The organism is Paenibacillus sacheonensis, from assembly GCF_009909195.1.
Taxonomy (GTDB): Bacteria; Bacillota; Bacilli; order Paenibacillales; family Paenibacillaceae; genus Paenibacillus_Z; species Paenibacillus_Z sacheonensis.
In genome coordinates this window covers 1-25876 of the sequence record NZ_JAAAMU010000023.1, presented here as the reverse complement: position 1 = coordinate 25876, position 25876 = coordinate 1, and the positions used below count along the sequence as shown (strand labels likewise).

The following is a 25876-nucleotide window of genomic DNA, read 5'->3' as shown; positions in this document are numbered from 1 at the left end:
AGAACGGCTGGGCTGCGATTTTGGGGATTAGGCAAAGATTAGCGTTTTTTGCTGCGCGTGCGAGTGCGGGAAGCTGGTTTTTTGGAGGATGTTTTTGCGCGTTTGCTGGAAACGCGGACCATGACGTCTTTTTCGGTGTAAACGCAGGATTTATGGTAAACCGGGCAGCAGTGATGTTGTTTGACGACCTCAACGGCTTGCACGACGTTCACCAATTGCGGGTGATAGTAATCTTCATATAAAGTGACTGGTGGATCATAGACGGTTTGTGTAGGGCAGTCTGGACAGAAATGATCCATCGGGTTCATAGTGTTCGCTGGGCTGACAGCATTCATAGGGTTCATGTAGCTCATCTCGTTCACTCCTCTCTCGTTCGATTCTGTATATCCTATGTCGAGAGGAGGGAAGTTGTCTGTATGAATGCCATGGAAGGACATCGGCCCTCGGGGACAGCCGGAGGGGAGAGGCAAATGCCGGGCAGCGGCTGCCTGGGGTACGACGACACAGACCGGCCTTCGGCGCATGCGCTTCCTCCCCGGCGCACCCGCCCGACTCCGTCTTGGCGAATTCTGTACCCGACTCCGCGATCGGCGCAGCCATAACCGACTTCGCGATCGGCGTATCTATACCCGAATTCACCCCCGCCGCATCTGTCTTTTCTTACTGAGTATCAGCGCTCTCACTATTAATATCGCTTATTACCTGTCGCCTAACGCCGGCTCTTGCCCCCGCCTGTCCCGCCGCCATTCGCTCGGCGCCGAGCCGAAGCGCTGTTTAAATGACCGGCTGAAATAGTGGATGCTCTGGAAGCCGCAGGCCTGAGAAACCTGCTGCACGCTCATCTCCGAGTGAAGCAGGTATTCCGCGGCGGCGTTCAACCGCAGCTCGTTCAGATAGGCGAACGGCGTTTTGCCGGTCTGCTGTTTGAACAAGCGAACCAGGTAAGAAGGGTCGTAGTGGGTGTAGTCCGCAATGGTCTGCAGGGTAATCGGCTGCGGGAAGACCGACTCCAGGAAGCGAAGGACTTCCGCGGCAAGCGCCTCGCCAGAAGAACGGGAAGGAGCGGGCTGGCGCGCCGCGGCTCCGCTGCCGATCAGGATGAGCAGCTTGCGCAGGTCGGACAGCAGCGCGTCCTCGAACCTGTCCCAGGGCAGCGCATCTTCGGCCTGCATCAGCATGCCGACGGCACCGAAAGCTGCCGTCAGCGCGGGATAAGGCGCGGCGGTCCAATCGATGGCACCTTGCAGGCCATTCCATTTATAGATGACATCCACCGCAGGGAGCGGATCCGTATCTTCCGTATGAAACTCCGCATACCAGTAGCGAAGCGAATGCGAGCGCTGAACGAGCTGATGCGGCGAGTTCGGCAGAATAACGAACAAGGCGATTCCATCGGCCTTGTAGGTGACGCCGGACCATTCGAGATCCGCCTCTCCTTCCAGGATGCAGAGCAGCTCGCAATAAGGGTGCACGCCCCCCGCGCGATCGCCGATTCGGCCGACCGACTCGGCGAATCCATTGCTTCTCAGCCTCATGCCGTTCCCTCCCGAAGTCGTAATGTCAATGATGTGCAAATGATACTACGCAATTGCAGTGCTGTATACGGCCAAATAATCAGTTACTGCAGCAGACGGACAATAGAGTGCAAAGACTGAAGCGTTGAAAGCGCTTATTCTTAGGGTATTATCCGCGGCACGTTACAGAACGCGGAATCCAAGGAGATGAGCAGGTCATGAAAGCATTGCAAATTGACGGCGTCGGCGAACACAGAATCGTCGAGGTGCCGATTCCGGCTATTGCGGACGACCAGGTGCTGGTCCGGATTCATCTCGTAGCGACATGTCCCCGCTGGGACATCGCGATGCTGGGCGGCAAGGATATGTTCGACGCGACACGCGGTCCGGCTTATCCGCTGCCCCCCGGCTTCCCCGGACATGAAGCGGTCGGCGTCGTCGAGGCGGTAGGCGCTTCCGTGCAAGGCATCCAGCCGGGCGACAGGGTTGCGGCGCTGGAGCATTTATTCCCGGGGCAGGGCGCGTACGCGCAATATTTGGCATACAGGGAGCGGGATTTGCTGAAGCTGCCGGATTCCGTAAGCGACCGTAGGGCCGTGTCGACGGAACTTCTGAAATGCATCGTGTTCGGACTTGATCAGTTCGCGGACCTGAGGGGCAAAAGCATGCTGATCGCTGGCCTCGGACCCGCAGGCTTGCTGGCCATGCAGGTCGCTGCGGCATGGGGAGCGCATGTAACGGCCATCGATGTCAGCCAGGAGCGGGTCGACGCGGTGAACGCGCTCGGAATCGGAACGGCCGTCCATGCAGACGAGCTCGGCGACCGGCGTTTCGATCTGGGTTACGATTGCGTCGGGGCTGCAGCGTCCGTGCAAAACGTGCTTGATCGGACGAAAGAGCATGTCGTTATTTTCGGCGTGCTTCGCGGCAGCTTGACGTTCCGCGACTCGTTCTGGGGAGGCGGCCTTAAACTGGAATCGTTCAGGGGACGACTCATGAATGACCGGTACCGCGAACTGCTGCTGGATCTGCTGACCCGTCCGTCGTTTAATACGGAATGCCTGCAGTCTCGACAAATGTCGTTCAGCGATTACACGGAGGCCGTAGACGTGCTCAAGGCGCAGGGAGCGGTCAAGATCTGCTTCGATCCGCAGGAGATGGCCGATTAATCGAACGCGCGGCGTTCGAATAAGGAGGAGAAACCCAGATGAAAGCACAAGCCGTCGTATTCGATGACCGTAATCAAGTCTTGTTCAGGGAGGTAGAGATACCGGAACCCGGCGAGCGCGACGTCGTCGTCGAGGTTGAATATTCATGGATCAGCATCGGCACGGAGTCGTCTTTCCTGCGCGGGGAGCGTATATCCGGCGAGGTGCCGTACAGGCCCGGCGATCCGTGGCCGTTCCCGATAGCGGCGGGCTACCAGAAGGTCGGCAGGGCGGTACAGGTCGGCAGCGCCGTCACGCATATTAAGCCCGGCGACCGGGTATTTGCAACCGTAAGCTGGATCAAGGGGATGCATTTCGATTTTGCCGGCCATGTCAATCCGGCCGTGACGGACGGCGGCCAGGTTTGGAAGCTGCCGGAAGGCGTCTCTCCGATTGCGTTCTCCGGCGCCGTCTTGACGCAGGTCGGCTACAACTGCGGCAGCCGTCCGCCGGTGCAGCGCGGCGAGAGCGCCGTCGTAATCGGCGATGGCCTCGTCGGCCAGTGGGCCGCCCAGACGCTGCATGCGCGCGGCGCAGCCGTCTATATCCTGGGTCACCGGGAAGAGCGGCTGCGGCTGGCGGAAGCCGGCGGTTATGCGGTTGCGCTGAACGGGCGCAGCGTTGATCCTGCAGCCGAGCTTCGCGGCGCCGGAGCTTCCGTCGGGATCGTCGTCGACACGGTCGGAAGCCTAGATACGTTCCGCCGCCTGCAGCCGCTGATGAAGCATGACAGCCATCTCGTCTCGGCCGGCTATCTTGGCGAGAACGGGGCCATCGATATTCAGACGCTGCGCGAGCAGGAGATTACGCTGCATTCGCCGTCCGGTTGGAGCACGCCGCGCATGGACGAGACGATCCGCGGCATCGCCGAGGGCTGGCTGCGGACGGAATCGCTTATTACTCACCGGTTTCCGGCCGGCGATGCCGCGAAGGCCTGGCAGTTAATAACGGCTAAGGGCAGCCCTTGCTTGGGCGTCGTGTTGGAATGGTGAAAAACAGCCGAGCAGTCGATAGCCGTTCATCATTTTCAAGCGAATAACGAAATTCGTCTATTCAATCTTCGATTCTTGGGTATATAGAGTATGAGCTTGCAAGATTCACGACTCAACTCATACTCGGGAGGCGAAGGATCATGACAAAACCATTAAACAGCTATCGGCATGTCGTAGGCGTGTTTGAAACGGAACAAGCGGTAATCTCGGCGATCGAGGATTTGAAATCCATCGGATACACATCGGACCAGATATCGGTCATCAGCCGGAGCAAGGACGAGATGAAATCCATTCATGAGGAAACGGGAACGAATGCGCCGGAAGCTGCCGCTGCAGGCGCAGCCACGGGCGGCGTGCTGGGCGGCGTGACCGGCCTGCTTGCGGGGCTGGGGCTGCTGGCGATTCCGGGCATCGGGCCGCTGCTGGCGGCGGGGCCGATCGTCGCCACCATCACGGGCATGGCCGTCGGCGCCGGAGCGGGCGGCCTGGTCGGCGGCTTGATCGGTCTTGGCATTCCGAAGGAAGACGCGGAGCGCTACAACGATTACGTCAACGATCATAAGCTGCTCGTGCTGGTCGAAGCGGTTGGCACGCAGCGGAATTTGGCGCAGGATGTTTTCCGCCGGTACGGCACCTTGAATTCGGATATGTACGTCAGCATGGATGGCGAAGACCGGGATGACCTCGTCGATGCGGCGTCGAACAACGGATCCGGCTATCGTGCGGATTCGAGCCGAGGCGTCATGCGCGATTCGCGAGAGGTAGATGCCAATACCGGCGAAGTATACGACGATACGCCCGTGATCGGCGCCGGACCGGACGGTACGTTCAGACAGCGTTAAGATCGCTGCGGCAGACTTCTGTTATCAATCTAACCGGCAATCAGGGATGGAAGCCGACCTAAATGGTCGGCTTCTTTGGCGTATGGCCCGCCGAATCTGACCGGCATCGGCCGGGACATCGGCAGGACTAACATGTTCAAGCATTCCATATACTGGTTATAATAGAGGTAAATCAGGGATGCGGAAGGCGGGGGAAGCGAATGAAGCGATGGTTGTTCGTGATTGGGTTCGCGGCGTTGGTCGTGTATGCCGTACTTGGATTCGACGGCGGACGCTCCGCTTCTTTTTCGCTGTCTCCGCCCGATCTGACGCTGGAGCAGCTGCGCGCTTCCATTGCCGGCAAGCTGGCAGAGCGGCAGACCGATATCGGCTTCGAATACGGCGGGAACCGCGAAGAGCTGTCCGAGCGGATCGGTTCGCTGCTCAAGGAGGCGTTCGCCGAAGACGATTACACCGCCTATAACGTAGAGTCGTATCTCTACACCATACGGACATGGGGCTCATCCGCCAAAATCAAGCTGTCGGTGACGTATCGCGAATCCGCCTTGGAGACGGCGGCGGTCGACGAGCGAATCCGCCAAACGCTGCCGGCCATCTTGAAAGGCGCGGCCACCGATCGGCAGAAAACGCGAGCGATCCACGACTGGATCGTCACGCATGTCGCATACGACACCAGCTTGGAGCGCTATACGGCTTACGATGCCTTAATGTCGGGTTCCGCGGTATGCCAGGGCTATACGCTGCTGGCCCATCGGATGATGTCCTATGCCGGGTTGGAATCCAAAATCGTGGAGGGCACCGTGGCCTCCGGCAGTCATGTCTGGAATCTCGTCCGCATCGACGGCGAATGGTATCACATGGATGCGACGTGGGATGATCCCGTTCCCGACCGTCCGGGCATTGCGGGCGAGAATTATTTCCTGAAGACGGACGCCGAGATGAAGCGGGATCATCAATGGAAATCGCTCTAGACCAGCACGGCGGCGCCTGCCGGGGCGGCCCGCCTGTATTCGCCGGGCGTCATGCCGAATCGCCGGCGGAACTGGGTGCGAAAATGCTTTCCGTCGGCGAAGCCGCATTCCAGCGCGATATCCCGAATCGGCGCATCGCCCGACCGAAGCAGCAGGCTGCCGCGCTCCAGCCGGTACGCATTGACGAAGCCGGCGAAGCTGTCATGCAGCTGCTCGCGGAACAGCCGGCTGAGCGAACTGCGGCTGATGCCGAGCTTCGCGGCCGCATCGTCCAGCTTGATTTTATCGCGGTATTGCAGGTGGACGTATTCGACCGCCTCCTGCAGCAGCCGCGTTTTTTTGCGACTGACGTAGTCGCGTTCCTTTTCTTGCTCGCCTTGCCGGCCAAGCTCCGCCAACAGCGCGAGCAGGTAGCCCCTCAGCTTGATCAGGTAAGCCGGTTTCTTTTCCTCGTATTCGCGCAGCATTGCTTGCATGAGATATTCGATTTCCATGCCGTCGCTGGCATAATACTTGCGGCTGGAGAGCAGCGAACTCACGTCGTAGTCGACGAAGCCCGGCATGATCAGGCAATCGATCCACTCAAAATGCGGCGTAATCGGCTCGAAGGCATGGGTGTCTCCCGCCTGGATTACGAATACGTCCCCCGCTCCGGCGCGAAAAGACTTGTCGTTCAGCCGGTGCACCGCCTTGCCGGAACGGATGTAGAGCAGCTCGAAAAAATCATGCCCGTGCAGGCTGACGGATCCATATAGACCATTATTCAAGCGATGAATGCGGATTTGCTCTTCCGGACGAATGAACTTCGCATGCGTATACTGGTTTTTTTCTGCCATCGGTCTCGCCTCCGTATGAGTTGACTCGATATGCCTCGAACCTGATTCGATACTCCCTCATCTTATCGTTTTATCCCTCTATAATGAGAATGTCAAGCGTTTACAAGCTTATACGCGAAGGGATGATTGCGATGGAGCATCAGCATACATGGACGGCGGCCTGGATCTGGCCGGATAACGACGGCAAGGTTTTGGAGAGGAAGCAGCACAGAACGTTTTTCAGAAAAACGTTCCTCGCGGAGAATCCCGCCGACGCGGAACTGACGGTCGAAGTGACCGCCGACAGCAAATACCGGTTGTACGTGAACGGGCATTTCGTACTTCGGGGGCCGTGCAAGGGCGACGCTTGGAGCCAATATTACGATACGGTAAATCTTGCGCCCTACCTGCAGGAAGGCCGGAACGTCATTGCCGTGGAGGTCGTTCATTATCCGCGACTCTTGGTCGGAGGCCCGTCGGAGGGCGGACCGATGTCCGAATGGCGCGCGGATGCTGGGGGTCTGTGGCTGCAGGGCGCGCTGCGGGACGAAAGCGGTACGGTGCTCGACACGCTGGACACGAACAGCAGCTGGCGCCTCGCAGCCAACGAGGCGGTCGGCATCGGGCGAGAATCGCACACGTTGTTCGTCGGGGGAACGGAAGAGGTTCGAAGCAGCCTGATTCCGGCAGATTGGCGCCTTCCCGACTTTGACGATGCGTCATGGGGCGTGTGCGGCAGGCCGATCGATCCGCTCGACCGTTTCTACGGGCAGCTCCTCCCCTGGCAGTTGAAGCCGCGTCCGATCCCGGCGCTTTCGGAGACGTCTAGCTCGTTCAAGCGCGTGATCTGCAGGGCTGGAATGGCGGCTAATGCGGACAAGCTGGATGCGGGGAATAAGGCAGCGGTAAACGGAATCGATGGGTTATTCCCGCTTACGCTGCAGCCTGGCGAGTCGACTTGGCTGGAGCTGGACGCAGGTTTGCTAACGACAGGCTATGTGCAGCTGAGCGTATTGGACGGAGAAGGAGGCAGCGTGGACTTACTCTATTCCGAAGCCTACGAGTATGAACAGCCCGAGCTGCATGGAGGCAAACGGCGCACCGTCCGCGACGATCCGGCAGGCAAGGCGCTTCGCGGCAATAGCGACCGATACTTCCCGGCGGGCTGGGGCAGCGCGGACAAGCCGGAAACGTACGAGCCGATGGGCCGCCGGGCATTCCGTTTCGTTCGCGTCGATGTGCAGGCAGGAGAGACGCCGCTGACGATTGCGAATCTCGGTTATCGACTGACAGGCTACCCGCTGCAGGAGCTGGGACGCGTTCGCTCCTCCGATCCGCAGACGGACGCCATGTGGGATATCAGCTTGAATACGCTGCGCGGCTGCATGCAGGACTCGTACGAGGATACGCCGTATTATGAACAAATGCAGTACGTCATGGACGCCAAATCGCAGGCGTTGTTCACGTATGCCGTCAGCGGCGACGACCGGCTTGCCCGCAAAACCATTCATGATTTCCACAGCTCGCTCATTCCGTCTGGCATGCTGCAAAGCCGCTACCCGTCCGTGGATCGGCAGATTATCCCGGGATTCGCGCTGTTCTGGATTCAAATGGTCCGCGACCATTATGCGCATTTTGGCGACCAGGCGCTCGTCCGCAGATATTTATCGACGGTTGACGCCGTGCTCGGCTGGTTCGAACGGCGAATCGAGGACGGGCTGGTCGGCTACATTCCAGAGCCGTATTGGGCGTTCGTGGACTGGGTCGAGGCATGGAACGAGACGGCAGGCGCTCCGCCGGCAAGAAGATCGGGCGCGTTGACCGTTTACAATCTGATGTACGCGATGTCGCTGCAGCAGGGAGCCGAACTGAACGAAGCGGCGGGCCGCCGGGATACGGCGGCAGAATATCGGCAGCGCGCGCAGGCCGTGAACGACAAGGTTCGCGCAGCCTGCTACGACGAGGCAAGCGGCTTGTTCCGCGACGGCCCGGCTGCTGCGATGTTCAGCCAGCATGCCCAGATCTGGGCGGTGCTCTCCGGCGCTGTCGAAGGCGCGGAAGCGCGGGAGCTGCTCGAGCGGATGCTGGCGCGCACGGATCTGCCGGCGGCATCCTTCTCGATGAGCCACTTCCTGTTCCGCGCGTTGTCCAAGGCGGGACTTTACGGCCGGACCGAGCAGCTGTGGCAGCCGTGGAAGGATCAGATCGGCCTTGGTCTTACCGCGTGGGTGGAAGACCCTGTGCAGCAGCGCAGCGACTGCCATGCCTGGAGCGCGCTCCCGCTGTATGAGTATCCGGCGGAGACGCTCGGCGTGAAGCCGGAGCAGCCGGGCTTTGCTGCGCTCCGTATCGAGCCCAAGCCGGCCGGGCAGACATGGGCAGAGGGCGCCGTGCCGACGCCGCAAGGCGAAGTGAGCGTTCGTTGGGAGATCAAGGAGGGCAGCTTCACGCTACAAGCGAAGGTTCCGGGCGGCATTCCGTCGACCGTCGTGCTGCCGGACGGAAGCGTCCATGCGTGCACGCATGCGGATATCGTGTTGACCTGTCCGCTGGGCAGTGTGGAAGTCTAGAGAGGTTGTGGAGTTAATAGCTAGCAGGTAGCAAGTAGCAATTAGCAATTAGCAGGTAGCAATTAGCAGGTAGCAAGTAGCAAGTAGCAATTAGCAAGTAGCAAGTGGCAAGTGGCAAGTAACAAGTGGCAAGTAACAAGTAACAAGTAACAAGTAATAAGTAACAAGTAACAAGTAACAAGTAACAAGTAACAAGTAACAAGTAACAAGTAACAAGTAACAAGTAACAAGTAGTAACCTTTAACTAGTAAACGACGAGACCAGCAACTAATTAGCTCGCTATCTAGTACCCAGCATAGTCAATTGAATAAGTGAACATGCTTGCCAGCAGCAAGTATGCAAATCATGAGCAAGAGCTTTGGACCTTACCGCAGCAAGGGGGCCAAAGCTCTTTTTTGTGGTATTCAGTGCAGTGCTCAGTGCAGTGCTCATTGTAGGTGTCTTTCGCCGAGGTGCGATTCCGAGGGAAAGATGGAGGTTTGCAGATTCTGAAGCGAGCCATTGCGAAGCGTTTCAGCGAATGTTTCGCCTGCCATGCCGAAGGCATATCAGAAATCCATATTAGATGCGCTTTAGGCAAGCGGCGGTCAATACCCAACTATGCATCGTTTTCAAACTAGCGTCCCAGGCTTCGAAAGCCGTTGAACAAGCAATGTGAATGCAGACGGAAACCTAACGATTGTCATCGCCGCTATTCTACGGATAAGGCAGCTTATAAAACGCTAACGTTTGTGACAGACCTTATTATACGTAGAGGAGCTATTTGATACGGGAAATTCCCGCAATAAGCTTCCTGACAATCGTTAGCTAAAAGAAATGGCCACTTTGAGCCGATTAGCCTCTCTCACGATCGTTAGGCTGCAGGGAGAAAGGTTTATGTTCGCGAGCGTGGACGATATTGGGTTGCATGGCGAGCTGGAACCACATCGTGTTGTGTAACTTTGGTCCGGAGAGCAGCTTGCTATAGTGGTAAAGCTGCCGATGTGCATCGGTTGGCAGATATCGGCGTGTTACGTCTGTGGGGAGCGTGAAAGCTGCTGTTGAGCAGCCACCGGGAGAGGCAAGGCGGCGTCTTAGTAAAGCGAAAATGCTGCCGTGTGGCAGCTTTGCGGAGTATTTGAGCGGTGGAAAGGGTGGAAAGCTGCTGTTCTGCAGCTTTTTGGAGTATTTGGGCGGTGGAAGGGTGGAAAGCTGCTATTCTGCAGCATTTGGCCGGCGTCGGCGTCCTAGTGAAGCAAAAAAGCTGCCGTGTGGCAGCTTTGCGGAGTATTTGAGCGGTGGAAAGGGTGGAAAGCTGCTGTTCTGCAGCTTTTGGCCAGCGTCGGCGTCTTAGTAAAGCGAAAAAGCTGCCGGTTGGCAGCTTTTCGGAGTATTTGGGTGCTGGAAAGGGTGGAAAGCTGCTATTCTGCAGCTTTTGGCCGGCGTCGGCGTCCTAGTGAAGCAAAAAAGCTGCCGTGTGGCAGCTTTTTCGAGGTTTACGGCAGCCAAAAGCATGAAAAGCGCTGTGGTGCAGCTTTTGGTTCGGCCCAGGGGAGTGCTACGCTTAAACGACGCTTCCACGGAAAGTGCCGCCTTAAACGCCCCGGCGTCTGCGCCACTTTCACGGCAAGCTCCGCCTCATAGCCCTCCGGCGTCACCGCCGCTCTCGCGGCTGCGCGTCATCTGCTGCCAGACGGAGCCGGCAGCTTCTTCGCCGCGCTGGATGCGCTCGAGCGCGATGCGCGCCTGCAGGCTGACCTCGTATTCCGGGTCGGCCGCGGCTTGTTCCAGCGCTTCCACGGCGGTGTCGTCGCCCGCCTCATAGAGGAAGCGCGCGGCGCGCCAGCGGACCAGCTTGTTGCGGTCGCGCAGCGCTTGGATCATCGGTCCGGTCGCGGCGGGGTCGCCGAGATCGGACAGCGTGTCGCCGGCGGTGCGCCGGACGGATGCCGACGCGTCCTTCAGCGCCGCGAAGAGCAGAGGCATCGTCTCCGGCAGGCGCAGCTCGCCGAGGTAGACGACGGCGAGCCGCCGGATGGAGGCGTTGTCGTCGGCGATCGCCCGCGCGAGGGACGGCAGCATCGCCGGCTCCGGCGCCGTGCGGTCGAGCGCCTCGTAGCGGACCGACCAGTCCGGGTCCGCCAGGCGCTCCGCGAGCTGCTCCGCGGTCAGCGGCGCAGGCCGCACGGCAGGCGCGGCCGCAGCTTCCTCGCCCGCGGCGGAGCCGAGCGCGAGCGCCGCTTCGACGAGGGCGTCCAGCCGCTCCAGCGGATAAGCGGCTTCCAGCTCGCGCACGAGCTCCGCGGCGATCTCGTCCGGCTCGCCGTACCGGACGCCGAGCTCCTCGAGCCTCCGCTCGCGGATCATCGAAGCGGCCGCCGCGCGGGTGACCGCGTCCGTGAACGCCGCGGGCATGGCGGCGCGGGACTCGCCGCCCGGCGTGCGCACGCGTACCTGCATCGGGATTCCCCGATACAGCTGCACGAACGCGTGCGCTTCGCCGAAGGCGTCGGCCGAGCCCGGCCCGCCGCCGCTGCCGGCGCCGCCGGCCTCGTCGCTTTGCAGCAGCTGCCGCGCCGCGGTCAGGATGCGCTCCCAGTCCGCCCCCGGCTTCCGGTCGAGCGCAATGAAATCCGCCGTGCGGAACAAGCCGCGCACGCCGTCGATGGCAAGCAGACTGCGTAGCGGCTCAGGCGCGCCGGCCGCGTCGGCCGGCGTGTAGCTCGACCGTATGCCGGGCGCCAGCTTCTCGTCCACGTTCAGCTTCATCGAATTCGGGCTTGGCGTAGGTTCTATACCAATCAATTTCATATTGTTATACCTCCATGTCCGCGCATGCAGACTTCTTCTATTATCGGAATTATTGCTGTCCCCCTAGTGTAAACCATTCGCGCTGCCAATCTCAAACCCGCGGGTGATGCACTTCGAGTCGGGGAGTATGGCTTTGCGATTGTCACCAGCGTTTTTCTTGGTGAGCACGTTGTCCAGCCACATCTACTCGGAATAGGATGCCGGCCAATTAATGCAAGCTTATCTAAGGGAATTGACGACCCGAGTCGAACGGGGATCCCATCGACTCCGCTAACGCGATTCCGCAAACGGGACACCGCTAACGCGATTCCGCTAACGCTACCCTCTCATTCCGCGCGTACAGGCTTGACCTATTTTTTCATCGCTAGACCGATTAAGGCCGTTCTCCCGCAGCTCCCGGCGGAAGGACGGTCTTCTCGTTTTTTGCGCTATTCACCCTGCATTCCCTCTCTGCCCGCGAATGTGTCGCCTCCCGTTCACAATCCGCCCGATTATAGCGCTTTCCGCGGTTTGATTAATAGAATTAACCTTGGTATCTTTGAAGTACAAGAGAGCAGTCCGGTTCCGGGGAGCGAGGAGGCGCGGTTACGCCGCGCGGCGCGGGCGCCAGGACGCCAGCATATATACGGGAGATGTTGAGAGAAATGCGATATTCGAATTCCAATCCGACGGCCGTACCCAAAACGTTTCGCGAAGTCAGACAATGGCGGAGGTCGCGCGGCGGAAAAATGAAGGCCAAGGATTATTCCTTCCGAATTCCGGTCGTCGAGCCGGACCTCGTATTCCTGCACGGCAACACAAGCGACCCGACGCTGACCTGGGTCGGCCATTCCACGTTCTTCATTCAACTGGGCGGACTGAACATCATCACGGATCCGATCTGGGCCGAGAAGCTGGCTTTCCACAGGCGTCTGTCGGCGCCGGGGATCAACATAGCGGACGTGCCTCCGATCGACGTGATTCTGATATCGCATTCGCATTACGATCATCTCAACATCGCTTCGCTCAAACAGCTGACCGGCAGCAAGATGCTCATCGTTCCCGTCGGCCTGGCCGACAAGCTGCGGCGCAAAGGCTTCTCGTCCATCATCGAGCTGGACTGGTGGCAGTCGGCCGTCGTTCGCGGCGTCACGTTCAACTTCGTTCCGGCGCAGCACTGGACGAGGCGCACGCTCGTCGATACGAATTCGTCCCGCTGGGGCGGCTTCGTGGTGGAGAGCAAGGACGCGCCTACCGTTTATTTTGCGGGGGACAGCGGGTATTTCGAGGGCTTCAAGGAAGTCGGCAGCCGTTTCGCGAATATCGACGTTGCCCTCATGCCGATCGGCGCCTATGATCCGGAATGGTTCATGAGCGCGCAGCACGTGACGCCGGAAGAGGCGCTTCAGGCCTTCCGCGATACGGGCGCGCGCCACTTCGTTCCGATGCATTACGGTTCTTACAAGCTGGCTGACGATACGCCGCGGGAAGCGCTCGACCGGTTGGAAGCGGAGATGCGCCGGCTTCAGCTGACGGACGACACCGTACGAATTATGCCCCATGGCGAGACGTGGCAGCTGAGCAAACGCCTGAGTCAAGTCACCTAAACAAGTAAGCATCGCCCCGCGCATATGTGCTATAATGGTGTGATGAGTAACATTATTAGCGAAGGACGGGATACCTGAACATGATCAGTACAAGCGGCATCACGCTTCGATACGGCAAACGCGCGTTATTCGAAGATGTTAATATTAAGTTTACGCCAGGCAACTGTTACGGCTTGATCGGCGCGAACGGCGCCGGCAAATCGACGTTCCTGAAGATTCTGTCCGGCGAAGTGGAGCAAACGAGCGGCGAAGTGCATATGACGCCGGGCGAGCGTTTCGCGGTTCTGAAGCAGAACCATTACGAGTACGACGAGAACCTCGTGCTCGAGACGGTTATCATGGGTTACAAGAAGCTGTACGAAGTCATGAAGGAGAAGGACGCTATCTACGCGAAGGCCGAATTCACCGACGAAGACGGCATGCGCGCTGGCGAGCTTGAAGCGGAATTCGCCGACATGAACGGCTGGGAAGCGGAATCCGAAGCGGCAGGCATGCTGAACGGTCTAGGCATAACGCCGGATATGCACGATAAGCGGATGGCGGAATTGTCCGGCAACGAGAAAGTCCGCGTCCTTCTCGCGCAAGCGTTGTTCGGCAATCCGCAGATCCTGCTCCTCGATGAGCCTACCAACCATCTCGACATGCAATCGATCGAGTGGCTCGAGAACTTCCTCGGCGGTTATGAAGGCACCGTTATCGTCGTATCCCATGACCGGCACTTCTTGAACCAAGTGTGCACGCATATCGCGGATATCGATTTCGGCAAGATCCAGATGTACGTCGGCAACTACGATTTCTGGTACGAGTCCAGCCAGCTGGCGCTGACGCTCATGCGCGACAACAACAAGAAGAAGGAAGACAAGATCAAGGAGCTGCAAGCGTTCATCCAGCGCTTCAGCGCCAACAAATCCAAGTCCAAGCAGGCGACTTCCCGGAAGAAGCTGCTCGACAAAATCTCGCTCGACGACATTCGTCCGTCGAACCGCAAATATCCGTTCATCAACTTCAAGCCGGAACGCGAAGCAGGCAAGCAATTACTGCTGACCGAAGGGTTGACGAAATCCATCGACGGCACCGTGTTGATCGACAACCTGACGCTGGCGCTCAACAAAGGCGACAAAGTCGCTCTCGTCGGACCGAACACGCTGCCGAAGACGCTGCTCATGCAGGTGCTGATGGGCGAGACGGAAGCGGACGCGGGTACGTACTCGTGGGGCGTCACGACGACCCAGGCGTATTTCCCCAAAGACAACTCCCAGTATTTCGACGGTATCGAACTGAATCTCGTCGATTGGCTGCGCCAATATTCCAAGGATCAAGACGAGAGCTTCATCCGCGGTTTCCTCGGCCGGATGCTCTTCTCCGGCGACGAAGCGCTGAAGAAAGCGAGCGTCCTCTCCGGAGGCGAGAAAGTGCGCTGCATGCTGTCCAAGATGATGCTGTCCGGTTCCAACGTGCTCCTCATGGACGAACCGACGAACCACTTGGATTTGGAATCGATCACCGCGCTCAACAACGGCTTGATCGATTTCGACGGTACGCTCATCTTCACGTCGCATGACCATCAGTTCGTGCAGACGATCGCGAACCGCATCATCGAGATTACGCCGAACGGCATTATCGACCGGATGATGTCGTATGACGAGTACCTCGAGAGCGCCGAAGTCAAAGCGCTCCGCGAGCGTATGTATCCGGCGGAATAAGAGAAGAACGGCAGACCGTACTCCCCGCGAGTACGGTCTTTTTGTAGTTCTTGCGCTATCGCCGTTCTCATACGATAGGAAGAGAGCGCGGCTGAATATTTCCGGCCAATCTGACGCGAATAGAAGTGATTCGGCAGGGCGGTTATGGTAAAATAAGCGAAAGCGACAAAGCTAGACGAAATTATGAAGGAGTCGATTTATTATGTCCTTTTTCGATAAAGTCAAACAGGGGGCGTCGGATGCAGCGAAGAAAGCGCAGCAAACCGTCGAGATCACGAAGCTGAAAGCGCAAATTTCCGGTAAAGAGAAAGACATCGAGAAGCTGTGCGTCCAAATCGGGACGGCGGTCTACCGCGGCCATCAAGCGGGCAACATCGCTGCCAACGAGCAGGAAGTGATCGATTGCTGCCGTCAGGCGGACGAACTGCAAGCCGAGATTCGGATGCTTGAAGAACGGATCAAGATGACGCGCAACGAGAAGACATGTACCTGCGGCAAGGTCGTCGCGCTGGATGCCAAGTTCTGTCCGGACTGCGGAGCGGCGCTCGCCGAGGAGCCGAGGGCCGAGAATACGGTCGGCGAAATCGTCGTCATCTGCAACCAATGCCACACGGAGAACGAGCTGAACGCGAAGTTCTGCGTATCCTGCGGCGGGGGCTTGAACAGTACGGCTGCCGAGGCGACTTATTAACAGCTTCGTCTTCACGCTGTTATCAGCCGTACAACAGCCTGTTAAAGCGCAATCATGACTAGATATTCAGACGAACAGTTCTGGCCGCACGCTGCCGCAATGCGTGGGCCGGGACTGTTTTTTTGCTGTTCAGATACAACTACGGCGCAAGCGGCAGACTGTTGATGGCCTGCTGAATGACGGCGCCGGAGCGAGCCAGCTGTTCCTGCTCGGCCGGCGTCAGATTCAGCTCCACGATCTCCTTCATGCCGCAGCGGGCAATGATGGCAGGTACGCCGAGGCAGAGATCCGAGAAGCCGTATTCGCCATCCAGCACGGCGGACACGGCGATGATTCTATGCTCGTCATTCAAGATCGAGCGGATAATATAGGCCAGCGCATTGCCGATCCCGAAGTAGGTCGAGCCCTTCAGCTTGTAGATTTCCAGTCCGCTCTCCATCGTTTGGCGGGCGATCTCGTCCAGCTTCAGATGGCCGAAGCGGGCGGGATGCTGCTTGATGATGTCGAGCAAGGGCTTGCCGCCCACCGTGACATGCGACCAGACCGGGAACTGGGAGTCTCCGTGCTCGCCGAGCACGTAGCCGCTGACGCTGCGCGGATCCACGGCGAGATAGTAGGACAGCAGCGTCTTCAAACGCGAGGAATCGATCGAGGTGCCGGTGCCGAACACTTGGCTGCGCGGCAGGCCGGACAAGCGCCAGACCATATGGGTGACGATGTCTACGGGATTGGAGGCGACGAGGAAGATGCCGTCAAATCCGCTTGCCATGATAGGTCCGATCAACGGCTTGTGAATATCGTAAGCCGACTCCAGCACCTCGAGCCGGCTCTGAATGTTCTTCGGCCGGATACCGACGCTCAGCACGACGATGTCCGCGTCGCCGCATTGGTCCAGCGTACCCGTGGTGATCTTCGTCCGGGCATGCACGAACTCCATGCAGTGCGATAGATCCAGCGCCTGGGCATAGGCGCGCTCCGGCGTGCGGTCCACGAGCATAATCTCGTCGCAGACGGCTTGGTTGATCAAGGAATAAGCACAAGTCGATCCTACGTACCCAACGCCCACGATGACGACCTTCCGTGCTTTGCTTCCCATGCTGCGTCATCCTTCCATGTAAGGTGTACTTCCATTGTATGGCCGGAAATGGCCGTTATACACCGCCGGCGGCAAGTAAACGCTTCATCGTGATCAAAATGGGCAAAAGCTGATTCATACGGTGCTGAAATGGGTAAAAGTGGGATAGATATAATAATGTCCTTGCGAATTTTGACATGTGGGAGGCGTTAACCATGCTGGTACCCGTGGAGTCCAAGCAAATTGCATTCTGCTCGTACAATGAGGATGAGGCATCCTTATACCTGTACTACCATACAGGTGATGTGGCTATTTTCTCGTCGATCGGCAAGACCGATTACCAGACCGTCATCGATTCCCCGAACCGGTACGATACGCTGATGAGCCTCATGAAGAAATGCCAGTCCGAAGAGCAGCTGCACAGTATGTTTCCGGGATATGAACAGAAGTAGACGTGATTAAGCATTTACCATTATTTACATGTTTCGCCAACCACAGGGGAAAAGTAGGGCTTAAGCCGCGTTCTTAGGACCTCTGAAGAGCGAATCATGAAACAGGCTAATCGCAGCGGTTACACATGTTTTACGTACAGGCGTCCTCATATGGGACGTCTTTTTTGATGGAAACAGATCCCGCTCATGGTTCAAATTAACTACGGAGAGATTCGACAAATGAGACGGTTGAACGATATGGTCCTTTGGGAGGGTTCCGTACAATGGAGACAGCAACGAGTCGTGCAGCTATTCAAAACCACTCGAACATGAAAGGGAGAGAGTATGAACAAGCGTACATCCATGTTATTGTCCCTGGTTCTTGGCGCTTCGCTGCTGCTTCCGGCAGCCGTATCCGCTTCGACCGCGTCCGCAACCGTCGGGCAAATTCAGTCCAGCGTAAGCTTCCGCAGCCTTCCATCCACATCGTCGGCCGTGTACAAGTATTTGAAGCCAGGCGAGCAAGTCGTGATCTTGGAGAAGGTGAATGCGTATTGGTATAAGGTTCAAAGTTCGAACGGTTCGATCGGATACATATCGTCCGACGACAAATACGTCGATATCATCACGGGAGGCGCGTCGAACGGCGGCTCCGGAGCGGTAACCGGCAACGCCACGATCGTCGCATCGGTATCGTTCCGCACGGGACCGTCGACCGACAGCGCAAGAATCCGTTATCTGTCCAAAGGCGAGACGGTGACCATAACGGGACAGCCGAACAGCTACTGGTATGCCGTCACGGCGTCCAACGGAACGAAAGGCTACGTCAGCTCGGACAGCCAGTACATCAAGACGAGCGGCAATACCTCGGGCGGCTCGAACGGCGGTTCGAGCGGAGGCAATTCCGGCGACACCAGCCAGGCGGTTGAGCGCGTCATCGCCGCGGGCATGAAGTACTTAGGCACGCCGTACGAATTCGGGTCCGACCGCAACACGACGAAGACCTTCGACTGCTCGGACTTCACCCGTACTGCCTTCCGTGAAGGCGCGAGCCTCATCTTGCCTTCCGATTCCGGCGGGCAGGGCAAGTATGTCCGCAATCTTGGCAGCGTAAAGACGGACTGGCACCAGCTGAAGCGCGGCGATCTGATGTTCTTCATGGACTACAAGGGCACGAAGGCTTCCGACTACGCCGGCATCAACAAAGCAACGGCGGACATCTCTCATGTCGGCATTTACCTCGGCAACGGTCAAATTCTTCATACATACTCTAAGGAGTCGGGCGGCGTGCGGACAAGCATCATCTCCGGCCACTGGGAATACCGGTTCCTGTTCGGCGGAAGTGCCCTGTAATTTGCAGGGAGATACCTTAGATAGCGGATTTTTAAATAGCGGATAACATAAAAACCTTCAACACCGGGCCAAGGGCCCGTGTTGAAGGTTTTTGCATGCATGGAGGAACGAATATACGCATCAAGGATGCGGACGTTCTTTCAGCCGCACCGCGGCGGCTTTGCCGGACGCTCTTTGCGACTTTGACTTGGCATTGACGAGCAGGATGCTGCCGACAATCAGGACAAGGCCCGCCAATAATTTGATGCTTATCGATTCGTTCATGAACAGGACGCTGATCAACAGCGCGACGAGCGGGATCAGGAACGTATACGAGCCGACCTTGGCCGCTTCGCCGGAGCCGACGAGCTTAAAGTAAGCGAGCCAGCCGAGCCCGATGACGAAGATGGCGATAAACAGCAAGTCCAAGATGAACGACGGCTGCCAATCGATCGCCGCCCAGCTTTCGGAGACGGAGCCCGAAAGCAGAAGGACGATGCCGCCGATCGTAATTTGGAGCGCGACGACCCAGGTCGTATCGGCTTTTGCGGACATCTTCTTCATATACACGGTTCCGAATGCCCAGCATACGGCGCTGCCGAGCGCGAGCAGCACGCCGGGCAGTGAGAACTGACCCATCCCGCCGCTGACGCTGATGACCGCAACGCCCGCAAAGCCGAGCAGCAGGCCGATGACGCGCAGTGGAAACATCTTCTCGCCCAGCCACAGCCAAGAAAGTACCCCTAGCAGTACGGGCTGCAGGAACACGATGGCCGAGAACAGCCCTGCGGGCAAATACAGCAAGCCGACGGTTTGAAGACCGTAGTACAGCATAATATTGAGCACGGAAGAGATCAGATAAATCGGCCATGTTTCTTTCCAGCGAATGCGCTTGGCATGCGGCAGGGCGACGAGCACGAGCAGCAGCCCGCCGATCAGGGTGCGAAGCCCCGCGAACAGCAGCGGCGGCGTGAAGTCGAGCGCGTATTTGGATAATGGCCAGTTGGCGCCCCAGACGAGGACCAGGAAGGCCAGATAGAGGATGGTTTGTTGTCGTGATAATGGCTGCATCGTTCTTCATCTCCAGTTGGTTTAGGTCTGGTACCCATGTTATACTCCTGACGAGAATAAATAAAATGAATGTTTCTTATAGGGGGGATAACCATTTCGATATGAATCAATCCCAATTGTCGTTATTCGTGCAAATCGCCGAGTCCGGAAGCTTTACGAAGGCCGGCCAGGAGCTGAACATGACCCAGCCTGCGGTAAGCCGGGCCATCGCCGCGCTGGAAGCCGAACTGGACGTGACCTTGCTCATCCGCGACCGCAAGAACGGCGTGCTGCTGACGGACGTCGGCAAGCGTCTGCTCGTTCATTGCCGCAGCATCCTGAACGGCTACGAGAAGATCAAGCAGGAGATTAAGTCCGAGAAGGGCTTCGAGGTCGGCACGGTTCGCATCGGCACCTTCCCGGCCGTATCCGCGCGTTACCTGCCGGCCATTCTGAGAGTAATCGGCGAGCGGTATCCGGGCATCACGTTCACGCTGCACGAGGGCACGATCGACGATATCCGCTCATGGCTCGAATCACGGGTCGTCGACGTAGGGTGGATCATCCCGCCGAGCGGGGAGCTCGAGACCGTTCCGTTTCTGACGGATAAGCTGTATCTGCTGCTGAGGGAGGATCACCCGCTGCTGCGGCAGGAGATTATCGCCATCCGGGACCTGGACGATGCGCCGCTCATCTTGTGCAGGGGCGGCTACGAAGTGCCGCTCGTCGAGCTGTTCGCCCAATCCGACGCCCGGCTCCGCACGAAGTTCCAATCCCACAACATCAATACCGCCGTGAGCATGGTGCAGGAGGGACTCGGTATTGCTATTGTGTCCGATTCCTCCATGGCCATGTCGCATCTGCCGCCCAACGTCCGAATGCGTGCGATCGAGCCGATGCCCGTGCGGGAAATCATGCTGGCGGTGCCGTCGATGAAGGATGCGTCGCTGGCGGTCAAGCTGTTCATGAAGACCGCGCGGGAGCTCTTCGCTGTGCCCGACGATGAAACGTCTGAACAGAATACGGCGGAAGATGAAACGTCCGAAAGCAGGACGGCGGAAGACGAAGCGTCCAAACGCAGCACGGCGGATGATAATTTGACAGGGTTAGGCGCTGCGATTGATGAACGGTCTGAAATCAGCGTCGCTGAGGGCAAGATGTCGATGCCTAACGCCGCGGAAGATGGGATGGCAGATGCCGGAGCCGGGAAAGGGGAGGTAACGTCATGACTTCGCAGGCAGATACGTCGCAGTGTCCCGTTTGCGGGAATCGCAACGCTTGCGCGGGCAGCCTGGACTGCTGGTGCGCCAAGGAGAAGTTTCCGAAATCGGTCTTCGCGGAGATTCCCGCGGAGCTGCTCGGCAAGGCGTGCGTTTGCAAACAATGCCTCGTTCGGTTCAAGCAGGAGAGGCGCGGGCGCGTAGTCTCGGACACCGAATCGGATTCCGAATCGGACGGGAATAAAGCGGCTAAGCCGCGGGTAGCAACCATCGAAGGAGAATACAAGGAGAATAAAGGAGAATAAATGGCAAAAAAAAGCCGTTACTGCATCAGCTGCAGAACGGCGCGCGAACATTCCATCGGATTATAGTGCTGATTGCGTTTGGTCAGGAGATCGTTGCGGAATTTCACGGACGAGTACGGCTCCTGCATCAGCTCGAACCATTTATCGATCGTCTCCGTCGATTCCAGCATCTCTCCGAACCCGCTTGCGACGAAGTACTCGCAATTGACTTCCTCTTGTCCCGGGATCGGCTCGTAAAACAACATCGGGATGCCTTTGCTGAGGCCTTCCGTGCAGGTCATGCCGCCGGGCTTCGTAATGAGCAGGTCGGACACGTCCATCAGCTTGTTGATTTCTTTCGTAAACCCGAGCACCTTGATGTTGGGGTGCTGGTAATTGGGATCGGCGAGCATCCGCTCCCGTACCTTCTCGTTATTGCCGACGCAGTAGATGAGCTGCACGCGGTCGCGCCAGCGCGTCATATAGCTGAGCAGGTCGTCGCTGTACATAATCCCCCAGCCGCCGCCCATAATAAGGACCGTCGGCATCGGCTTCAAGTCGAACTGCGCCTGCAGCTCCGATTTGTCGTGCGTCTGCCAGAAGTTCGGGTGAACCGGAATGCCCGTCACTTGGATCCGGCTCGCGGACGTCCCGCGGTCCGTCAGTTTCTTCTTGACCTCGTTCGTGGACACGAGGTACTTGGTCACCTCGGAGCTTGTCCATGTGCCGTGCGCGTCGTAGTCCGTAATCAGCGTATAAAGCGGCGTCCGCAGGCCGAGCCGCTTCAAGCGGGATACGACGGCATTCGGAACGGGATGCGTGCATACGATCAGATCGGGCTTCAGCTGTGTGATCACCTGCGAAGTATTGGTATAAAATAAACGGTGAAGCGCAAGCTGCGTGAAGCGGTTCAAGGATTTCTCATATTTGCGGCGATAAAATTTGCCGAGCAGCTTCGGCTGTTTCGTTACCGTTTTGCGATAGGCGGACACGATAAGCGGACCGAGCACGGGGTTCAGAAAATTGCCCAGCTCGATCACGCGGGTTTGAATCGAAGAATCGAGCGAACGCAGACCGACGGCCAGCGCGTAAGCAGCCTGGGTATGTCCGGAACCGAAACCTTCGGAAAGCAGCAACACTCGTTTTTTATGCATTTTCTCACCTGCTTCTCTTACCTGATCAGTATAGCCGTAATACTCTCTTCTCATATTACGACGGGCAGACGGCAAGCACAAGGACGGAATTAAGACTTGCGTATGATTGAGGCTTTAAATTATCCTAAATCATGGGCGTTTGAGCCCATGAGCGATCGGATTTACATCATATTTGGGAGGGCGGGCCGCGGAGCGCATTGAACCGGTGCCGCCCCGATTGCGTAAGCAGCGAATGAATGGAGCGATGAAGATGCAGGAGCAGCAGAAGCGGAATTATGAACCAGGTACGCTAGTAGCGTTCACGAACAAAACAGGTCGTTATGCAGGCGAGTTGATGGAAATAAATGGCGCGCGCGCATTGGTCAAGACACTGGCCGTGCTCAAGCATCCCGAACAGGGCGATTTGCACAATCCGTATAATCCGGACGTCGCGATGTTTCACGAGCGCAGAGCACTCAGCTATACGGAGAAAACGAACGTACTGCTCGGCGATATCGAGCCTTTCCACGGCGACGTGCCGGACTATAAGGAATCCCGGGCTCGCGCGCTGGCGGTGGAAATCGAGTCGCTGGACCGGCTGAAGCGCTGGGCAGAGCGTGGAATTGATGCGCTGCGGACGCTGGAGAAGGAATATTGATGGTTGCGCTTCGCGCTTGACGCGGAGAGGCAGCTGCGCTTCAGAGCCGGCAGTGCCGAGAAGAGGGGCAGCTGCGCTCCAGTGCCGGCAATGCCGATGAGCGCTCCCGTGGTGCTTCGCACCAAAGTCGCTCTCCTTCGGCATGCCGACGCTTGCGCTTCGGCCCTCTGGCTGAAGGGCGTCGCCGCGCTTCGCTGCAGATTAGAAGAGCATGGTCGCGCTTTGCGTTTGAGGCGGGGATGCAGCTGCGCTCCAGAGCCGGCAATGCCGATGAGCACTCCCGTGGTGCTTCGCACCAAAGTCGCTCTCCTTCGGCATGCCGGCGCTTGCGCTTCGGCCCTCTGGCTGAAGGGCTTGGCCGCGCTTCGCCGCAGATTAGAAGATTGGTCGCGCTTTGCGCTTGAGGCGAGGAGGCAGCTGCGCTTCAGAGCCGGCAATGCCGATTAGTGCTCCCGTGGTGCTTCGCACCAAAGTTGCTCTCCTTCGGTATGCCGGCGCTTGCGCTTCGGCCCTCTGGCTGAAGGGTGTGGCTGCGCTTCGCTTGAGGTTAGAAGAGTGTTGCGCCTCGCGCTCCAGCCCTCTGGTAAAAGGCGTGGCTGTCTTTGCGCTAGAGGGGGAGAGGCAGTTGGGCGCTCCAATGCCGGCAATGCCGATGAGTGCCTGTGGTGCTTCGAACCAAAGTCGGGTTACGGCACGGACCATTTTCTAACGAAACGAGGAAACGCTATTGGAGCCTTTCAGCGTGCGTTGGGAATCTAACGCAACTAGATATCGTTATTCATGCGAAATAGCCTGAAAAAGGGACCGTTTGCGGTGAATAGCGATTGTAGGTTTCGTTAGAATTCAAATCGGTCAAAAAAACCCGAATAAGGTTTGCGTGTTTCGTTAAATTTACTGTTGAGCGAGACACGAATGCTGTCTTCAGGTATGACGTTCAATTTCTGCTTGCATGAAATGGAGGGGATTGGCCTCCTCCATACAACTGCTTCGTTTTTTATTGACCGAATGACCGGATTGAAATTTTGGTCAGTTCATGGTAAGCTCTCCAATAGATGAGGTAGCGAAAGGAGGCTGCGGCGATGGCGGCAGCGAAGAAACCGGTCGATCGCAGGGCGCAGATCGTGGAGGCGGCGAGCAAATCGTTTGCGATGTTCGGCTATAAGGCGACGACGATGGAGCTGGTGTCCAAAATCGCCGCAGTCGGCAAAGGAACCATCTATACGTTTTTCGCCACGAAGGAAGAGCTGTTCAGCGAAATCATCGGCCAGCTCTCCAAGGAGCTTCGCGAGGTGGCGGAACGGACGATCGACCATGACCGGCCGTTCTTCGACAATTTATCGGAGGCGCTGCACGAGCTGCTGCTTTTCCGCGAGAAGCATGAGCTGATCGTGAAGCTTTCGCAGGAAGTGCGGGACATCGGCACGCCGATGGCCAAGGACGGCATTGCCCGGCTGGAGCAGGGGATTTTGGCTTTTATTCAGCAGGAGGTCTCTTATGGAATCGACAAGGGCGAACTGCGCGGCGCGAACCCCCAGCTGACGGCGTTCGTTATGCTTCGGCTGTACTTGGCATTGAGCTTGGAGTGGAGCAAGCAGCATAAACCGTTGTCGCGTAAAGAAGCGGCTGGCTATTTCGGCGAGCTGCTGCGTGATGGGCTGGCGGTTCGTTAAAGTTGATGAGGCAGAAGCTTCGTGTATGGAATTGAAGTCGACTAACCGAATTGCAAGACGTGCAGCGAGGGCTGCATCTTTTTTGTTCCAAAATGACCAAAAGTACAATTCGGTCAATCGTTCAGTCGGCATACGAATGAAGGTAAATGGAGGCGCAATAACATGCTGGGACTATCGTTATTTGGCAAGGAAATGAAACGAATCGTACGCAATCCGAAGCTGCTCATCCCGATTTTGGGGATTTTGTTCATTCCGATTATGTACAGCGGCATGCTGGTCGGGGCGTTCTGGGATCCTTACGGCAAGCTCGATCGGATGCCGGTAGCGGTCGTGAACGCGGACGCCGGTGCGGATTTTGATGGAAAGCCGCTCGCCGTGGGGGAAGATTTGGTCGACCAATTGAAGGACAGTCACACGTTCAAATGGACATTCGTCGATGCGAAGCAAGCGGAGAAAGGGTTGGCGCAAGGGGACTATTACTATGTGATTGAAATCCCGTCCGAATTCTCGCAGCAGGCGACGACGCTGCTGGACAAGGAACCCCATCCGGCGGCGCTTCGTTACCTCACGAACGACAGCGAGAATTATTTGGCGGCGAAGATCGGCTCCTCCGCGATCGAGAAGCTGCAGAAGGAGCTTTCGCAGCAGGTGACCAAAGCTTATGCGAAAGCGTTATTCGGCAGCATCGACGAGGCTGCCGGCGGCATCGCGCAGGCAAGCGACGGCGCGGGCAAGCTGGCGGACGGCGCGAAGAGCGCGGAAGCAGGTGCGGAGCAGATCCGCGACGGCGCCGCGAAGCTGGCAAGCAGCACGCGGCAGCTTGCCGGCGGAGTGGAGGCGCTGGATGGCGGCGCCGGACAATTGAAGGCCGGAACGGCCGCGGTCAGCGATGGCGCGGCGAAGCTCTCCGCCGGGCTCGGCAAGCTGTCGGCCGCTGGCGGACAGCTCAGCGGCGGCGCGGATAAAGCCGCCTCGGCCGGCGCGAAGCTGGCCGAAGGGCTCGCATCGGCGCAGCAGGGCAGCGCCGATCTCGCCGGCGCAGCCGCAAAGCTGTCGGCGGCGCTGGACGCTTACGCTGCCGCAGTGCCTGACGCAGCGCAGGACAGCGCGCTGCAAGGGCTGCTCGGCGCCGCCCGCGCGGTATCCGCGGGCGCGGCCGAGCTCTCCGGCGGCAGCGCGAAGCTGGCCGCCGGCGGGGCGCAGCTGCAGCAGGGGCAGGACGCCCTGCTGCAAGGGCTGGCCGCGCTGCACGCGCAGCTCGCAGCCGCGAACAAGAGCGGCGCCGAGCTGGCCGCCGGCGCCAAGAGCACGGCGGCGGGCGCCGCCAAGCTGGCGGACGCC

The 25876-nt window shown here is 58.2% G+C and carries 23 protein-coding genes; 16 read left to right on the top strand and 7 right to left on the bottom strand.

The genetic code is table 11. The annotated features are described in order from the left end of the window. Window positions 1–38: 38 nt before the first annotated feature. The gene (locus tag GT003_RS32315; protein ID WP_204798941.1) at window positions 39–353 is read right to left on the bottom strand and encodes a hypothetical protein; all 315 of its coding nucleotides are present in this window, start codon (window positions 351–353) and stop codon (window positions 39–41) included. Between the two features lie 345 nt (window positions 354–698). Beyond that, window positions 699–1535, bottom strand: coding sequence for a helix-turn-helix transcriptional regulator (locus GT003_RS27895; RefSeq protein ID WP_161704212.1), 837 nt, complete (start codon window positions 1533–1535; stop codon window positions 699–701). Window positions 1536–1732: 197 nt separating this feature from the next. On the opposite strand from GT003_RS27895, the gene GT003_RS27890 reads away from it, so the two are divergent. The 4 genes from GT003_RS27890 to GT003_RS27875 all read left to right on the top strand — a co-directional run bounded on the left by GT003_RS27890 (window position 1733) and on the right by GT003_RS27875 (window position 5527). Next, window positions 1733–2683, top strand: coding sequence for a zinc-dependent alcohol dehydrogenase (locus GT003_RS27890; protein WP_161704209.1), 951 nt, complete (start codon window positions 1733–1735; stop codon window positions 2681–2683). A gap of 38 nt (window positions 2684–2721) precedes the next feature. After that, on the top strand, window positions 2722–3714 hold the full coding sequence (locus GT003_RS27885; RefSeq protein ID WP_161704207.1) for a zinc-binding dehydrogenase: 993 nt from the start codon (window positions 2722–2724) through the stop codon (window positions 3712–3714). A gap of 140 nt (window positions 3715–3854) precedes the next feature. Continuing rightward, on the top strand, window positions 3855–4556 hold the full coding sequence (locus GT003_RS27880) for a general stress protein (RefSeq protein ID WP_161704205.1): 702 nt from the start codon (window positions 3855–3857) through the stop codon (window positions 4554–4556). Between the two features lie 200 nt (window positions 4557–4756). After that, window positions 4757–5527 carry a transglutaminase domain-containing protein gene (locus GT003_RS27875; RefSeq protein WP_161704203.1) on the top strand — a complete coding sequence of 257 codons (771 nt, stop codon included), beginning with the start codon at window positions 4757–4759 and terminating at the stop codon, window positions 5525–5527. Here GT003_RS27875 and GT003_RS27870 read toward each other — a convergent pair. Further along, window positions 5524–6363, bottom strand: coding sequence for an AraC family transcriptional regulator (locus GT003_RS27870; protein WP_161704201.1), 840 nt, complete (start codon window positions 6361–6363; stop codon window positions 5524–5526). The two genes, GT003_RS27875 and GT003_RS27870, sit on opposite strands and share 4 nt — an antisense overlap. 131 nt (window positions 6364–6494) lie before the next feature. Between GT003_RS27870 and GT003_RS27865 the strand changes: the two genes are divergently transcribed. Continuing rightward, window positions 6495–8912 carry an alpha-L-rhamnosidase-related protein gene (locus GT003_RS27865; RefSeq protein WP_161704199.1) on the top strand — a complete coding sequence of 806 codons (2418 nt, stop codon included), beginning with the start codon at window positions 6495–6497 and terminating at the stop codon, window positions 8910–8912. Between the two features lie 1617 nt (window positions 8913–10529). Here GT003_RS27865 and GT003_RS27860 read toward each other — a convergent pair. After that, window positions 10530–11702, bottom strand: coding sequence for a virulence factor (locus tag GT003_RS27860; RefSeq protein ID WP_161704197.1), 1173 nt, complete (start codon window positions 11700–11702; stop codon window positions 10530–10532). A 635-nt stretch (window positions 11703–12337) separates the two neighbouring features. On the opposite strand from GT003_RS27860, the gene GT003_RS27855 reads away from it, so the two are divergent. The 3 genes from GT003_RS27855 (at window position 12338) to GT003_RS27845 (ending at window position 15682) form a co-directional block, all read left to right on the top strand. Continuing rightward, window positions 12338–13288 carry an MBL fold metallo-hydrolase gene (locus tag GT003_RS27855; RefSeq protein WP_161704195.1) on the top strand — a complete coding sequence of 317 codons (951 nt, stop codon included), beginning with the start codon at window positions 12338–12340 and terminating at the stop codon, window positions 13286–13288. Window positions 13289–13368: 80 nt separating this feature from the next. Further along, the gene (locus tag GT003_RS27850; protein ID WP_161704193.1) at window positions 13369–14991 is read left to right on the top strand and encodes an ABC-F family ATP-binding cassette domain-containing protein; all 1623 of its coding nucleotides are present in this window, start codon (window positions 13369–13371) and stop codon (window positions 14989–14991) included. 202 nt (window positions 14992–15193) lie between these two features. Then, entirely contained in the window at window positions 15194–15682 is a 489-nt protein-coding gene (locus GT003_RS27845) for a zinc ribbon domain-containing protein (protein WP_161704191.1), read from the top strand. A 139-nt stretch (window positions 15683–15821) separates the two neighbouring features. On the opposite strand, the gene GT003_RS27840 is transcribed toward GT003_RS27845, so the two are convergent. Further along, entirely contained in the window at window positions 15822–16778 is a 957-nt protein-coding gene (locus GT003_RS27840; protein WP_161704189.1) for an L-lactate dehydrogenase, read from the bottom strand. A 194-nt stretch (window positions 16779–16972) separates the two neighbouring features. Here GT003_RS27840 and GT003_RS27835 point away from each other — a divergent pair, with 194 nt between their 5' ends. Both GT003_RS27835 and GT003_RS27830 read left to right on the top strand, forming a co-directional pair. Next, window positions 16973–17209, top strand: a complete 237-nt coding sequence (locus GT003_RS27835) for a hypothetical protein (protein ID WP_161704187.1) — start codon at window positions 16973–16975, stop codon at window positions 17207–17209. Window positions 17210–17533: 324 nt separating this feature from the next. Then, window positions 17534–18541: a C40 family peptidase gene (locus GT003_RS27830; RefSeq protein WP_161704185.1), complete on the top strand. Its 1008-nt coding sequence runs from the start codon at window positions 17534–17536 to the stop codon at window positions 18539–18541. A 120-nt stretch (window positions 18542–18661) separates the two neighbouring features. On the opposite strand, the gene GT003_RS27825 is transcribed toward GT003_RS27830, so the two are convergent. After that, window positions 18662–19591, bottom strand: a complete 930-nt coding sequence (locus tag GT003_RS27825; RefSeq protein WP_161704183.1) for a DMT family transporter — start codon at window positions 19589–19591, stop codon at window positions 18662–18664. A gap of 101 nt (window positions 19592–19692) precedes the next feature. Here GT003_RS27825 and GT003_RS27820 point away from each other — a divergent pair, with 101 nt between their 5' ends. Next, complete coding sequence (locus GT003_RS27820; RefSeq protein ID WP_161704181.1) at window positions 19693–20799, top strand: LysR substrate-binding domain-containing protein; 1107 nt, start codon at window positions 19693–19695, stop codon at window positions 20797–20799. Further along, window positions 20796–21095, top strand: a complete 300-nt coding sequence (locus tag GT003_RS27815; protein ID WP_161704179.1) for a cysteine-rich CWC family protein — start codon at window positions 20796–20798, stop codon at window positions 21093–21095. The genes GT003_RS27820 and GT003_RS27815 overlap by 4 nt, the downstream gene beginning before the upstream one ends. A 17-nt stretch (window positions 21096–21112) precedes the next feature. On the opposite strand, the gene GT003_RS27810 is transcribed toward GT003_RS27815, so the two are convergent. Beyond that, window positions 21113–22228 carry an MGDG synthase family glycosyltransferase gene (locus tag GT003_RS27810; protein WP_161704177.1) on the bottom strand — a complete coding sequence of 372 codons (1116 nt, stop codon included), beginning with the start codon at window positions 22226–22228 and terminating at the stop codon, window positions 21113–21115. Between the two features lie 250 nt (window positions 22229–22478). Here GT003_RS27810 and kapB point away from each other — a divergent pair, with 250 nt between their 5' ends. From kapB to GT003_RS27790, 4 genes are all read left to right on the top strand, one after another. Then, window positions 22479–22865, top strand: coding sequence for a sporulation phosphorelay system protein KapB (kapB, locus tag GT003_RS27805; RefSeq protein WP_161704175.1), 387 nt, complete (start codon window positions 22479–22481; stop codon window positions 22863–22865). A gap of 270 nt (window positions 22866–23135) precedes the next feature. Beyond that, window positions 23136–23312 carry a hypothetical protein gene (locus tag GT003_RS27800; protein WP_161704173.1) on the top strand — a complete coding sequence of 59 codons (177 nt, stop codon included), beginning with the start codon at window positions 23136–23138 and terminating at the stop codon, window positions 23310–23312. Between the two features lie 632 nt (window positions 23313–23944). After that, complete coding sequence (locus tag GT003_RS27795; RefSeq protein ID WP_161704171.1) at window positions 23945–24535, top strand: TetR/AcrR family transcriptional regulator; 591 nt, start codon at window positions 23945–23947, stop codon at window positions 24533–24535. A 162-nt stretch (window positions 24536–24697) separates the two neighbouring features. Further along, the coding region (locus GT003_RS27790; protein ID WP_161704169.1) for a YhgE/Pip domain-containing protein at window positions 24698–25876 on the top strand (1179 nt) is incomplete at its 3' end.